The sequence below is a fragment of the Saccharobesus litoralis genome, from assembly GCF_003063625.1.
GTDB lineage: Bacteria > Pseudomonadota > Gammaproteobacteria > Enterobacterales > Alteromonadaceae > Saccharobesus > Saccharobesus litoralis.
In genome coordinates this window covers 4,172,734-4,186,684 of the sequence record NZ_CP026604.1, presented here as the reverse complement: position 1 = coordinate 4,186,684, position 13,951 = coordinate 4,172,734, and the positions used below count along the sequence as shown (strand labels likewise).

The 13,951-nt window shown below is 40.0% G+C and carries 15 protein-coding genes; 4 read left to right on the top strand and 11 right to left on the bottom strand.

Translation table 11 applies throughout. From position 1 onward, the window contains the following. Positions 1 to 56 precede the first annotated feature (56 nt). Both C2869_RS15335 and C2869_RS15330 read left to right on the top strand, forming a co-directional pair. A complete protein-coding gene (locus tag C2869_RS15335) occupies positions 57 to 353 on the top strand; it encodes a PilZ domain-containing protein (RefSeq protein ID WP_108603796.1) in 297 nt (98 codons plus the stop codon). 89 nt (positions 354 to 442) lie between these two features. Next, positions 443 to 799 (top strand): HopJ type III effector protein, encoded by a 357-nt coding sequence (locus C2869_RS15330; protein WP_108603795.1) that lies wholly within the window; start codon positions 443 to 445, stop codon positions 797 to 799. Between the two features lie 3 nt (positions 800 to 802). Here C2869_RS15330 and C2869_RS15325 read toward each other — a convergent pair whose 3' ends face one another. The 4 genes from C2869_RS15325 to C2869_RS15310 all read right to left on the bottom strand — a co-directional run bounded on the left by C2869_RS15325 (position 803) and on the right by C2869_RS15310 (position 6,050). Continuing rightward, positions 803 to 2,428: an ATP-binding protein gene (locus C2869_RS15325; RefSeq protein ID WP_108603794.1), complete on the bottom strand. Its 1,626-nt coding sequence runs from the start codon at positions 2,426 to 2,428 to the stop codon at positions 803 to 805. After that, a complete protein-coding gene (locus C2869_RS15320; protein ID WP_159084194.1) occupies positions 2,429 to 2,953 on the bottom strand; it encodes a YfiR family protein in 525 nt (174 codons plus the stop codon). It lies immediately after the preceding gene. Positions 2,954 to 3,125: 172 nt separating this feature from the next. Next, entirely contained in the window at positions 3,126 to 3,815 is a 690-nt protein-coding gene (rsuA, locus tag C2869_RS15315) for a 16S rRNA pseudouridine(516) synthase RsuA (RefSeq protein ID WP_108603792.1), read from the bottom strand. Beyond that, positions 3,816 to 6,050 (bottom strand): YgiQ family radical SAM protein, encoded by a 2,235-nt coding sequence (locus C2869_RS15310; protein WP_199915576.1) that lies wholly within the window; start codon positions 6,048 to 6,050, stop codon positions 3,816 to 3,818. A gap of 205 nt (positions 6,051 to 6,255) precedes the next feature. Between C2869_RS15310 and C2869_RS15305 the strand changes: the two genes are divergently transcribed. Next, positions 6,256 to 7,275: a GGDEF domain-containing protein gene (locus C2869_RS15305; RefSeq protein WP_108603791.1), complete on the top strand. Its 1,020-nt coding sequence runs from the start codon at positions 6,256 to 6,258 to the stop codon at positions 7,273 to 7,275. A 217-nt stretch (positions 7,276 to 7,492) separates the two neighbouring features. Then, positions 7,493 to 7,891 carry a YbaN family protein gene (locus C2869_RS15300; RefSeq protein WP_108603790.1) on the top strand — a complete coding sequence of 133 codons (399 nt, stop codon included), beginning with the start codon at positions 7,493 to 7,495 and terminating at the stop codon, positions 7,889 to 7,891. Positions 7,892 to 7,944: 53 nt separating this feature from the next. Here C2869_RS15300 and C2869_RS15295 read toward each other — a convergent pair whose 3' ends face one another. From C2869_RS15295 to C2869_RS15265, 7 genes are all read right to left on the bottom strand, one after another. Beyond that, the gene (locus tag C2869_RS15295) at positions 7,945 to 8,244 is read right to left on the bottom strand and encodes a YciI family protein (RefSeq protein ID WP_108603789.1); all 300 of its coding nucleotides are present in this window, start codon (positions 8,242 to 8,244) and stop codon (positions 7,945 to 7,947) included. 19 nt (positions 8,245 to 8,263) lie between these two features. Continuing rightward, the gene (locus tag C2869_RS15290) at positions 8,264 to 8,824 is read right to left on the bottom strand and encodes a septation protein A (RefSeq protein WP_108603788.1); all 561 of its coding nucleotides are present in this window, start codon (positions 8,822 to 8,824) and stop codon (positions 8,264 to 8,266) included. A gap of 113 nt (positions 8,825 to 8,937) precedes the next feature. Then, on the bottom strand, positions 8,938 to 9,753 hold the full coding sequence (trpA, locus tag C2869_RS15285; RefSeq protein ID WP_108603787.1) for a tryptophan synthase subunit alpha: 816 nt from the start codon (positions 9,751 to 9,753) through the stop codon (positions 8,938 to 8,940). Then, complete coding sequence (gene trpB / locus C2869_RS15280) at positions 9,753 to 10,946, bottom strand: tryptophan synthase subunit beta (protein WP_108603786.1); 1,194 nt, start codon at positions 10,944 to 10,946, stop codon at positions 9,753 to 9,755. Before trpB ends, trpA begins: the two co-directional genes overlap by 1 nt. Before the next feature lie 17 nt (positions 10,947 to 10,963). Continuing rightward, positions 10,964 to 12,334: a bifunctional indole-3-glycerol-phosphate synthase TrpC/phosphoribosylanthranilate isomerase TrpF gene (gene trpCF, locus C2869_RS15275; protein WP_108603785.1), complete on the bottom strand. Its 1,371-nt coding sequence runs from the start codon at positions 12,332 to 12,334 to the stop codon at positions 10,964 to 10,966. Continuing rightward, a complete protein-coding gene (trpD, locus tag C2869_RS15270; protein ID WP_108603784.1) occupies positions 12,327 to 13,334 on the bottom strand; it encodes an anthranilate phosphoribosyltransferase in 1,008 nt (335 codons plus the stop codon). The genes trpCF and trpD overlap by 8 nt, the downstream gene beginning before the upstream one ends. A gap of 23 nt (positions 13,335 to 13,357) precedes the next feature. After that, positions 13,358 to 13,936: an aminodeoxychorismate/anthranilate synthase component II gene (locus C2869_RS15265; RefSeq protein WP_228710835.1), complete on the bottom strand. Its 579-nt coding sequence runs from the start codon at positions 13,934 to 13,936 to the stop codon at positions 13,358 to 13,360. Between the last annotated feature and the right edge of the window lie 15 nt (positions 13,937 to 13,951).

Genomic DNA, 13,951 nt, shown 5'->3' with positions numbered 1-13,951 from the left:
TTCATTTAGTAGACTGCTTAAAGCGAATTTTTGTGGGAAAATTCTGGAGGTAGTAGATGATTGGACAAAATGATCAAAGAGCATTTTACCGCATGATGGTAAATGCAGAATGCACGGTTATCGTATTAGATAACGAAGCACCGCAAACGTATAATGCAATTTGTCGTGATTTAAGTGCGACAGGTATGGCGGTCGAACTGGATTCAAATGTTGAAAAAGGGGCTGTAGTACAAGTTAAAATTGCATCCACTAATGCTCAAATTCCCTCGTTAAGTGCAAAAGGTAAAGTTTTGCGATCCGCGCAAGAGGGTGAAACTTGGTCAATTGGTATTGAAATACTTGAAATGAGCTAATTTATATTTTCATTGCTGTTACCCCTTGAAAGCCATCAAAATGCCTATACTGATGGCTTTTTCATTTCTATTTTCTAAAAAGAGTATTTATGTCATCTATTGAAGCCTTAGTGCACAAAGTGAAAAATCATCCCGAAGCTATTGAATTCTCAGAGGTTATGTCTGCAATCGACAGTGCATATGACTTTACACCAACAGCATTTACAAATGGTGACACGCAAAATGCCAGTGGGCAAAATAATGGTTCATGTAAAGTATTTGCGCTGGCAAAAATTTTACAACTGACTGAAAGTGATACTTTGGCTTTGTTTGGTGAATATTACCGCAATGATGTATTAGGAAATCCACAGGGTGATGATCATCAAAATATTCGTAATTTTATTAAACAGGGTTGGGCTGGTATTAAATTTGAAGGACTGGCATTATCGCCTAAAAGCACCAGCTAAAGCCTAGTTATTTGCTGGAAATCGAATGCAGTAGCTAAGCCCTTGATTGACTTGGCTACTGACTTTTATTTCGCCATGCAATGCTTGGGTGACTAGATTGTATATAATGTGAGCGCCTAAACCTGTCCCCCCTTCGTTACGTTTAGTGGTATAGAAGGGTTCGAACAGCTTGCCTAAGTTGTCCTCACTAATGCCATTACCATTGTCACTGTAATTTAACTCTACTGTATCTTCATTTAAGCTCAAACTGATAGTGATTTTGCCTTGCTCTAACCCTTCAAAGCCGTGTAACAAAGAGTTTATTAATAAATTAGTAATGATTTGATATAAAGCTCCTGCATTAACGGTAACCTCACTGTTATCCGCATTGACAATAATTTGGTGTTGAGTGTGCTTATATTTGGGGCGTAACGCCGCTAGAATATCGTGAACATGCTGAGACAATATTATTTTTCTGATGTTGTCAGTCGACTGATCAACCGCAATTTGCTTAAAGCTTTTAACTAGCTCTGCTGCTTTATTTAAACTTTTCTCAGTCACATCTATCGCTTCAATTGCTTTATCAAGGTATTGACTTAATTCAAATGCAGTTAGACTTTTATTTTCAAACGAGCGAAATAAATGAAGCGTAATTTCATTTAAATGGCTAATTGCAGTGACACCAATTCCCACAGGGGTGTTAATTTCATGGGCGACTCCAGCCACAAGTTTACCTAGAGAAGCCATCGTTTCTTGTTCAACCAGTTGACCTTGTGATGCCTGTAATTCAGTTAATGCCTCTTGCAATCGGCTATTAGACTCTTTTAAAGCGGCGGTTCGCTTATTGACTTTATCTTCTAAATTAAAATTGAGTTGGCGGATCTCAAGTTCTACTTGATGTTGGCGATTTATCTGTTGCTGAATTTCTGACAACATATGATTAAAATTTTTGGCTAAATCGGCAAACTCATCTTGACTGTCTTCACTCGCTCTTATGCCAAAGTCTCTGTTAAGTCTTACCTTTTGCGTGGTGTTAATCAGGCCTTCCATTGGTTTTACTAAGGCTTTTTGAAACTTATGGGCCACTAGCATGGCGATGATTAAGGATATTAACAAGACAATAATTGAGGTGAGAATGGAGCGTTGGAAGAAATCATCTACTTGGCTAAGGTGGGAAAATACAAATAAATAGCCTAGCACTTCGCCGTCAAATTCTATTGATTTGGTGTAGTAGACATTATTATTTTTAATATTCGGGGCTTGTTCATACAGTAAAATATCATTAGCGTCGGTTGGTAGTGATTGATGACTGCCAAGGTTTGGTTTGGCTTGGTATTCAGCTAAAGGCGTTTCTGATAGGCCAAACAGGGTATTGGAGTATACGCTAGCATAGTTCACGCTGCTGTCTGCTCGAAAAGCTTTGAGTGCAATGTTGGCACCTTCAGCATCGTTAAATGATAAAATTGGAACTAAGTTGTAAGCCATGATTTCAGCTTTTTCTATCAAAGCTAATTGTAGATCTTGCTGATAATTTTTAATGCCTATATAAGTTAAAACCCCTGCAACTAATGATAGTGACGACAAGGTTGTCAGTAATATGAGTATCGACAGTTTGTTAGCAAAATTGAGTTTAGGTAGCCTAGGTTTCATTTAACTACCTTTATAATTTTTAGCCAAAGCGAGAAGACGTGCTTCTAATCGCAATTGACTGTGCCGCAAACTTTGTAAATTTTTATAAATTCTTACTTTGTCGTTAATAAGTATAAAAGCAAGAATACCCTGATGGGCCAGAAAGCTTAATGAGTCACCGACTAACAAAGTCGATTTTGTTAGCTTGCTCATGTCCTTTTTTGATAAGTTTCGCCAGCTTTCGTTGGAAAAATAGACTATGTGGCATTGTTGTTTTTCTATTAATGCGACACTGGGGTGTTGGATCGTAATAAAAATAAAACTACGTTGTTTGGTTTTCTTAGTTTGTAATATTTGCAGTTGCTGTTGTAAATTGGGTTCATAGCCTGCGTGACACAGTCGAATATTCGATGTGTTGGATTCAAAAGTATCTTGTGGCCAAGTGGTAAACTTTGTTACTTGATAAACAAACGCTGATTTGACTTGTTCAGGTTGTGGTTTGGCGTATACAACTAGAGGTAAGGCAAGTACATAAAAAACAAGCAAGTAGGTGCATGACAGTGTTAGCCGTATAAAAATTCGTAAACCGATATTTTTGAATAACATGGCAGTCAGGCAAATTGTTAATCTTATGATGAGTTAGCAAATACTAATTCCAAGGCTTATTGTTAAACTTAGTTGACTTATATTTAGAGTCAAATTTCTGTTGTAATGTCAGTTAAAAACTGGCTATTTCATCTTGGGTTAAATAGCGCCATTCACCTTCTTCTAATTCAGCATCAAGTACTACGGAGCCTATCTGCTCTCTATGTAAATAAGTCACTTTATTACCGGTAGCCGCTAACATGCGTTTTACTTGATGATATTTGCCTTCACTAATGGTGAGTAAGATAACTTTATCTTCGATTACCCTAACGGTTGCCGGCTTGGTAACTTGTTTTTCACCATGGAGCAATACACCTTGTTCGAGTTGGTTTACCGCAGTTTGGTCGATGGCAGTTTCTAGCCAGACACGGTACGTTTTTTGACAAGTATGTTTAGGTGAAGTGATACGGTGTGACCATTGGCCGTCGTTAGTAATAAGCACTAACCCCGTGGTGTCTGCGTCTAATCGCCCAGCTATGTGTAGCTCAGCCTTTTTCTCAATGTCGAGCAAATTTAAAACTGATGGGTAAACCTCGTCTATATTTGAGCAGATCATATCCATAGGTTTATGCAACATAATGTAGCGAGGGCCAATTAGGGTTATTTCATCATCCAACCATTTTACTTGGTCGCCTTCCTTTACTTGGGTCGCTGCGTTTTTGACTACTTGGCCATTTAGGGTGATTTCACCTGACTTTAATATTTGTTTCGCCTGTTTGCGTGTGAGCTCACTAGCGTCGCATATATATTTATCTAAACGCATTTACTTGGCCTTTTTATGTTTGTTGCTTGGTTTTTTATTTAAGTCTTTGCTGCGGTTTTTATTGTTAATTGCTTTACCGGATTGACTCGCCGCTTTTGCTCTTGGATCAGTTTTGAACTGTGATTGTGTATGTTTAGTTGCCGCCTGTTGGCCTTTTCGTGCGGGGCGTGTTGCTTGTTTCAATTCATTGCGGCTAGGTGGTGGCACTAAATGTTCAGGGCCTTTACCGATATACTTGGCTAATCCCATCGCTTTTAATCCTTCACGAATTAATGCGAAATTTTCTGGCGCATGGTAGCGTAATAATGCGCGTTGTAAACGTCTTGCTTTATCACCTTTGGCAACGTTAATGGTTTTAGACTTACGACTAATTTTACTTAAAGGGTTGTGTTCCGTGTGGTACATGGTCGTTGCCGTTGCCATAGGACTTGGATAAAAGTTTTGTACTTGATCCAATTTAAACTTATTGCGCTTTAACCACATGGCTAAGTTAACCATGTCTTCTGGTGTTGTCCCTGGGTGAGAACTGATAAAATAGGGGATTAAGTACTGTTCTTTACCCGCTTCTTGGGAATATTTATCAAACAGTTCTTTAAATTTATAGTAGGTGCCCATTCCCGGCTTCATCATTTTATTGAGTGGGCCTTCTTCGGTATGTTCAGGTGCTATTTTTAGATAACCGCCGACATGATATTTAGCTAACTCTTTTACGTATCTTGGATCTTCAACGGCAATATCGTAGCGAACGCCAGAGGCTATCAATACTTTTTTAATGCCTTTAACATCACGAGCTCTACGATATAGGTTGATTGTCGGTTCATGGTTAGTTTGCATGTGACCACATATATCAGGCCAAACACAGGATAAACGGCGACAAGTCGCTTCAGCTTTAGGGCTTTTACATTTTAATTTATACATGTTGGCAGTAGGACCGCCTAAATCTGAGATAACCCCCGTAAAACCTGGAACTTTATCGCGGATCTCTTCAATTTCTTTGATTATAGAGTCTTCACTGCGACTTTGAATAATGCGGCCTTCATGCTCTGTAATTGAGCAGAACGTACAACCACCAAAACAGCCACGCATGATATTAACCGATGTTTTAATCATGTCGTAAGCCGGTATTTTTTGTTTACCATAGCTAGGGTGGGGAACGCGTGCATAGGTTAAATCAAATACGCCATCCATTTCGGATGTTTCTAGTGGAATGGCGGGCGGATTGATCCAAACAAAGCGCTCACCGTGGCGTTGCATTAATGCACGAGCACAACCAGGGTTGGTTTCTTGGTGTAAGATCCGCGACGTATGGGCATATAGTGTTCTATCGCCTCTAACTTGTTCGTATGCCGGTAATTGCACATAGACATTTTCCCAAGGTTTTTTCTTTTTCTTGTTGGGGTTGGCCATCTGCACAACGACAGGTTTAGCAGAATCCTCACCTGTATCTATCTCGTCCTTACTACCACAAGGCGGCTCTTCATTTAAGTAAGGATTAGGTAATGCTTCAATTTTCCCAGGTTTGTCTAGCGTACTTGAATCGACACCTTGCCATTCTGGCAGGGGTTGTTTAACCATAGTCGCCGTGCCACGGACATCTGTTATATTACTGATTGGTTCGCCATTGGCTATTCTGTGCGTCACTTCGATAAGTGGGCGTTCTGCGTTACCAAAAATAAGTAAATCAGCTTTTGAATCAGGCAATATTGACCGACGCACTTTATCAGACCAGTAATCATAGTGAGCGATACGACGTAAGCTAGCCTCAATACCGCCGATAATAACTGGAATGTCTTTAAAAGCTTGTTTACATTTTTGTGTGTAAATTAGAGTTGCTCTGTCAGGGCGTTTGCCTGATACATTGCCAGGTGTGTACGCATCGTCTTTACGAATTTTTCTGTCGGCAGTATAAGCATTGATCATGGAATCCATATTGCCAGCCGTCACACCAAAATAGAGATTGGGTCGCCCCAATTTTTGGAAATCGTCGAGGTTGTTCCAATCTGGCTGAGCGATAATGCCGACACGATAGCCTTGTGCTTCTAATGTTCTACCTATGACTGCCATACCAAAGCTTGGGTGGTCAACGTAAGCATCGCCGCTCACAATGATAATATCGCAGCTATCCCAGCCAAGTTGATCCATTTCCTCTCGAGACATAGGCAAAAATGGTGCGGTTTCGTAGCATTCTGCCCAGTACTTAGGGTAAGAGAATATATCTTTGGCAGTTGGCATCATAGGAAGTGCGACTCCAATCAGAGTTTGGTCAATTTAAGGCGCGAAATTATAGCGGAATTTCCAGTGATTTACGCTATAGAAATCAGATTTGATGGATTACTAAGCAAGGTTATTAAGGTCAGGAAAGAAAAGGCAAGAAAACTGCGCTTAGTTTTGGTATAACATCAAGCATATTTCTAGTGTGGTTAGTAAAGTGGTTTATTAAATGAATTGGCAATCTATTCACAAAGCTATTTCTAGCTTAACCAAACAAACCTCCGTTATCGGCTTAAATGAAGCTGCTTTTAAAGTGATTAGTCCGTTACTTGATAGTTTAAACTATCGGCTATATTACAACTATCATGGCCGTAGTAACCAGTTTCAATTAATCGCCCAAAATAGTGATGCGAAACCTTGTGATAAAGAAGTGAAGTTAATCGATGAGTTAACCGATGGTAAGTGTCATTATGGACAGTATCTGGATGATGACAGCCAGCATTACTTTTTTATTACCAATAATCAGTATTGTATTTGTTTAATCGTAATCGATAATCAAACGTTAGCGTCTGACAAGCAAACTAGCATTCTGCCTATTATCAATACACTAATCGAGGTGTGGTGCAATCAACTAGAGTTGTTGTTTTATTTTCAACGAGATGTCCTTACCGGTTTGTTTAACCCAAATGTTTTCGTAGAAGCGATAAACCATACCAGTTTCGAGCAAGTGAGTGATACGAGTCATACAGGCCCTAGAATCGCGTTAGAGCGCAGGGGAATGGCGGCAAAAGACTGTTACGCCGTAGCATTGATTAATATTGATAATTTTGCTGAGGTAAATGAAAGGTTTGGTCATACGATTGGCGATGAAATTTTAATTAAGTTAGCTCATATTTTACAAACATCATTTCGTAGCAGTGATTTATTGTGCCGTTATACCGGCGAGGAATTTGCGGTATTAGTACAATCTCCCTACGAGCACACCGTTCAGCTTATTTTAGAACGGTTAATGGAACAAATACGCACCGCTCACTACCCGAAAGTTGATAATTTAACAGTGACAATGGGGTATACGATTGCATTAGATGGTTTATTAGCCAGCGAGTTAATTGACCGCGCTCGGTTGTCATTACAAAAAGGTAAAGCCGAAGGCAAAGATCAGATCGTTGCTTACAGTAGTTTTAATGATGAAGAAACGGATAAACCCTTTAATCAATCACTTGAAATTGGTGAAATTGAACTATTCTAAATATTGAGTCTATGTATTTAGTCAAAGCGATCGGGTTTTAGGGGAAGCCGTCAAGCTTCGAGACCCCATGAGCATATGCTCTATTATGTGATTGGGGCTGCCTAAATGGATTTAGGTAGTAGGACGACGCAGGAGCCAAAGTCGAGAGTAAGCGCAGACAATGAACCATAAAATCTGAGCGAGAAGACTATAGTTTTTAAATTCGCTAGGAAGCCATATGAAAAAAATAAAAGCAGTGCCTAAAATTTGCTTGATTGGTTTGGGTTTTATTTTTACCTTTTTAGGGATTGTCGGCTTTGTTGTACCGCTGATGCCTGGATTTGTTTTTATCTTATTAGCGTCGTTTTGTTTTTCACGCTCATCAGAACGCTTTCATGAGTGGTTATTAAATAACCCTATGTTTGGCGAGTTGTTACGACAATATCTAGCAGGAAAAGGCATACCCGAGACAGCCAAAAAGAAGGCGATAGCGGTTATTTGGCTCAGCTTTGCCATTTCGGCGTTTGTCGCAGCAAATGTAATGGTAACGCTTGGCTTAGTTGTGTTTGGTGTTGTGTTGTCTGTTTATTTAATGCGGCTGCCTAGCTATAGTAAAGCTGTAAAAACCAGTTCATAACGAATGTTATGAACGGTTTTTTAAAGTACGGTATTTGCTTTATTCGTTATGAATTATGGCAGTACTTTTTTGAATGGTTTTACAATAACACTTTCATAAACACCCGCAGCGATGTAGGGATCAGCATCCGCCCAAGCTTTAGCTGCGTCTAGTGATTCAAATTCCGCAATAACGGTAGAGCCTGTAAAGCCGGCTTCGCCTGGGTTGTCTGTGTCAATCGCCGGATTAGGGCCGGCAACTAATAATCGACCTTCATCTTTTAACAGATTAAGTCTGGCTAAATGTGCTTCACGAGCGGTTTTTCTTAAAGGTAAGCTGTTTTCGACATCTTGGCTGAAAATTACATAGAGCATAGGGTTTCCTTAATTGAAGTTATTTTTTTATCTCGTCGTCTGAGTTTTTGGGGTCTTTAGGTAAATGAGGGTACAACAGGGCGATTGTGATAACAGTGAATATAAGCGTTAACCCAGTCAGACCAAATACTTTAAAGTTAACCCAAAATGCCTGACTAAAGTTGTAAGCGATATATAAATTTAGCGCTCCACAAAATAAGAAAAAACCAGTCCAAGCATAGGCTAGTTTATCCCATAGTGTTGAAGGTAACTTGAGTTCGTTACCTAGCATGGCTTTTAATGGATTTTTATTAAATACTTTACTACTAATTAAAATACCTAAGGCAAACGCGAAATTGACAACGGTGACTTTCCATTTTATGAACGTATCATCTTGAAAAGCGATGGTTAGGGTGCCCATGAGTAATGCAATGCCAAAGAAAATGAGATGGCGTTTTTGCACGCTTTTGTGTAGGTAGTAATCGTAAGCGATCTGCAGTGCGGACGTAGCGATTAAACTGGCAGTTGCCCAATATATATCGACGGTTTTATAGACTGCGAAAAAAGCGATTAAGGGTAGGTATTCTAAAAATGTTTTCATTGTCTTTGTTTAACCTTAACACCTAGCTTTAGTTAAGGGTACTTAAACAAAAAGCTCCACTAATATGGAGCTTTTACTATAAACTTTTCAATCTTAATATTAGCCTTGAAAAACTAGCGCTGGGTTGCAGCCTTCATGTTGCTAACAAAGTCAACTAAAGCTTGCTTGGTAGCTTGAATATCACCAAGGTTATTTTCAATAATTTTAACAACTGCAGATCCTGATATTGCGCCTGCTGCACCTGCTTCTAACGCTTGCTTAACCTGTAGCGGTTCAGAAATACCAAAACCTAATAATGTAGGCGCTGCATTATATTGTTTTAAAGTAGCAAGCAAACTATCTACGGGTTGTCCGGCTTTAGTTTCAGTACCTGTTACTCCAGCTCGACTTAACAAGTAGGTATAACCTTCGCCATATTGAGCTACTTGTTTCAACGTTTCATCTGAGCCATTAGGTGGTGCAATATAAATACTTTGCAAGCCAACTTTATCAGCAATACTTCGAAACTGTTTAGATTCTTTTAATGGAACGTCAGCCACTAATACTGAATCAACCCCTGCTTCTACGAGCTTAGTATAGAAGTTTTCGATGCCGGTAGAGTAAACTAAATTAGCATAAAGCAACAAACCAATAGGCAAATCAGGGTACTTGTTGCGTATGATTTTAATGGCGTCTAAACACTTAGGTGGTGTCATACCGCTATTGAGAGCGCGAATATTTGCCCCTTGGATTGTTGGGCCATCTGCCACTGGATCAGAAAATGGAATACCGAGTTCTAATGCGTCAGCACCACCTTCAACTAAGGCATCAATAATAACTAATGATTCTTCAAAACTAGGATCACCAATGGTGACAAAAGGAACAAAAGCGCCTTGATTTTTTGTTTGTAAATTTTCAAAAAGTTGGGTGTATCGGATTGATTTAGCCATTACAAAGTCCCTCTCTGTTCAAAAATCTCTGCAACGGTGAAAATATCTTTGTCGCCACGTCCAGAGAGGTTAACCACTAATATTTGTTCTTTATCTGGATTTTGCTTAGCTAACTTAATGGCATAAGCCAAAGCATGTGATGATTCTAGCGCGGGAATAATTCCTTCATCTTTAGCTAAGGCTTGAAAAGCCTCAAGTGCTTCTTCATCTGTTGCTGATTCATAGTCAGCGCGTCCAATGGCGTTTAAATGCGCATGTTGTGGGCCAACTGATGGAAAGTCTAAACCAGCAGAAATTGAATATGACTCTTCTATTTGTCCATGTTCATCTTGCATTAATAATGAGTGCATACCAAAAAACATACCTTTGCGGCCATGTTTTAATGGCGCACCATGTTGGTCTGTATCAATCCCTTTGCCCGCAGGTTCTACACCAATTAATTGCACTGATTCTTCATCGATAAAATCGGCAAAAATACCGATGGCATTCGAACCGCCACCGACACAAGCAATAACTGAATCTGGTAGTCGGCCTTCTGCTGCAATAATTTGCTGTTTAGCTTCTTCACCTATCATGCGTTGATATTCTCGCACAATAGTCGGGAAGGGATGAGGACCGGCGGCGGTCCCTAACAAATAGTGTGTGGTTGCATAGCTGGCAGCCCAATCACGTAATGCTTCATTACAAGCGTCTTTTAAAGTTGAAGAGCCACTATGAACAGGAATAACTTCAGCTCCCATCAAACGCATGCGAAATACATTTGGCTTTTGGCGCTCACAGTCGACGGCACCCATGTATACTTTACATTTTAAGCCTAATAATGCACAGGCTAGGGCTGTAGCAACACCATGTTGCCCAGCTCCGGTTTCCGCAATGATTTCTTTTTTACCCATGCGCTTAGCAAGCAACGCCTGACCTAGCACTTGGTTGGTTTTATGCGCACCGCCATGTAATAAATCTTCTCTTTTAAGATAAATTTTGGTTTTTGTATCACGGCATAAATTGCGCACGAGCGTTAATGGCGTAGGGCGTCCTGCGTACTCGTTAAGCAAGTGCTTAAATTCTTTTTCAAACTCAGGATCTTTTTGAGCTGCGATAAATTCCTGTTCAAGTTGGTCTAACGCTGGTACCAATATTTCAGGTACATATTGCCCGCCAAAATCGCCAAAGTAGGGGTCGAGTTTATCTGTCATTCTTATCTCTTAGTTGATTAGCGTTGACGCAGCGCAAAAAACGCGGCGTCAATTTTATCTTTGTCTTTTAAACCGGGTTCGGATTCGAGTCCTGAGTTGAAATCTAATCCGATGGCTCCAATTTGATTTGCGTCACGAGCATTATCTGAAGTTAATCCACCCGCAATCATATAAGGTACGTTAATATCGCTTTCATTGATCAATTGCCAATTAAAAGTTGTACCTGTGCCACCGGGTTGATTTTGATTGCCAGAGTCGAATAGCCAGCGGTCTATATCAGTGAGGGCCGGAATGGGTTTTAAACTTGGATTATGAGCTTTCCAAATTTTAACCGAATCACCTAACTCAGCTTTAATACCACTAATGTAAGCTTGGTCTTCATCACCATGTAGTTGCACGACTTTTAAGTTTAATACTCTCGCCGTGCGGATAACTTGCTCTGCCGATTCATTAACAAAGACCCCTACATAATCTAAAGGCGCGCCTGACTTTACTTTAGCGGCTTGTTCTAAGTTGACATATCGCGGTGATTTTTCAGCAAAAATTAAACCGCCATAGATAGCACCGGCTTTATAAGCAGCAGCTGCATCTTCTGGACGGGTTAAGCCACACACTTTGTGTTCACCTAAAATGAGTTTTTTGACGGCTTTAGTTAAATTAGCCTTAGCCATTAATGAGCTGCCGACTAAGTAGGCATTGGCGTATTGATTAAGCTCTTTGACTTGATCATGAGTGTAAATGCCAGACTCAGAAACAATTAGGCGACCTTCTGGGATCAAAGGTGCTAAATCTCGAGTTGTTTGCAAATCTGTAGATAGGTCGCGCAGGTTACGGTTATTAATACCAATAATTTTCGCACCTAAGCCAATCGCTCTATCGAGTTCTTCCTTGTTTGATACTTCAGTCAAAATATCGAGTTTATATTGAGCTGCAATTTCTGCTAACTCTCGATATTGATCGTCGTCCAATACGGAAAGCATAAGCAATATGGCGTCAGCTTTGTGGTATCTAGCTAGATAAACTTGATAGGGATCGACAAAAAAATCTTTATTTAATACGGGTTGAGATACGCGTTCTCTGACATATTTAACGTAACTATAATCACCTTGGAAATATTTCTTTTCAGTTAAAACCGATATTGCGCTAGCGTACGGGCCATATGCGGCAATTATTTCATCCAGATCAAACTTTTCGCGGATCAGACCTTTTGAAGGGCTGGCTTTTTTGCACTCTAAAATAAAACCAGCATGAGGTTTATTAAGTGCATCGTACATGCTTCGACTTGAAGGTCGTAACTCGTCAATAAACGAAGACAAAGGTAAGGATTGTTTTAATTCCTCAATTTCGACTCGTTTATCATCGCAAATTTGAGTTAAGACATTAGCCATTCGAATACTCCACAAATAGGGCTAAAGTTTCTAAAGCTTTACCGTTTTTCATTACTGCTTTGGCTTGTTGCACACCTTCTGGCAAAGTTTGTGCTAGCCCTGCTAATACAAGTAATGCAGCAACATTGATCGCGACGGCGTTGACATGCGCTTGTTGTCCTTCACCGGCGAGTATAGCTTTAGTTATTTCAGCATTTTCTTCAGGTGTTCCACCCTTGATGGCTTCAAGAGTTGACTGCTCAACACCAAAATCAGATGGTGTTAAAGTATATTCTTTTATTTGACCGTTTTTAAGCTCAGCTACTTGGGTATTACCATGCAAAGCAATTTCATCTAACCCAGAACCGTGGACAACCATGGCACTTTGTAATCCCAACAATTTAAGCGTTTCGCAAATGGGTTTTAGCAATTCTGGACTATAGACACCCATTAATTGAACTTGAGGCGCTGCTGGGTTGGTTAATGGACCGAGAATATTAAAAATTGTTCGGGTCTTTAGCGTTTTTCTGACAGGCATCGCATGTTTGATACCTGCATGATATTGTGGAGCAAAGAAAAAACAAATATTGGCTTTATCTAAGCAAATTCGCGCTTGGTCTGGACTCGGGGTTAAATTAACACCAAATGACTCAAGTAAATCGGCGGAACCTGATTGACTGGAAACACTACGATTACCATGTTTGGTCATGGTTAAACCGCAAGCAGCAGCAACGATGGCGGTTGTTGTTGATATATTAATCGTGTTAGCGCCGTCGCCACCTGTTCCACAACTGTCCGCAATTATCTTATCTGTCGGTGCATCGAATACGAGTGCATTTTGACGCATAGCTTGTGCAGCACCCGCTATTTCGTCTGGTTGTTCACTTTTTACTTTTAATGCACCTAAAACGGCTGACAGGACTATCGGGTCAATGTTGCCAAGAATAACTTGATTAAAAAACTCAAAGCTTTGCTCCTTGCTAGAGTCAATACCCGCTAATGCGTTGTCGATAAATGCCATGTTCTCGTCCTTTTGCTTTATTATTATTGGGTTAAATAATCCAGACTTTGGCGCAACAATTGCGAACCGTAGGTGGTTAAAATACTTTCTGGATGAAATTGATAGCCGAGTATTCTATCTTGTTCATTGAAAACTGCCATAGGAATTGTGCATTCGTCGGTCTCTAATTTTGCAATAACTGCGAGAGAGTCTGGAACAGAGGTAGCCATTAAAGAATGGTAACGTGCCACATATAAAGGATTATCTAAGCCGGCAAAAACAGGGTGTTGATTATGATCAATGAGGGATGTTTTACCATGAACTATTTCACCTGCGGTACCAATAACGCCACCACTTTGTTCAACAATGGCTTGATGACCTAAACAAATGCCCAATATAGGGAACTTACCGCGAGCTAAGCCAATAAGTTCGATCATGCAGCCTGCTTGAGTTGGATTACCGGGGCCTGGAGAAAGCAACAAGACAACATCTTTTTGACAGGCTTGCATTTTATCCATTAACGTTTGCGCTGCAATATTATTGCGATAGACAATCAGTTCATAACCAATGGATTCAAGCTCATCAACTAAGTTATAGGTAAATGAGTCAAAGTTATCGAGCATAAATATGGTTGTGTT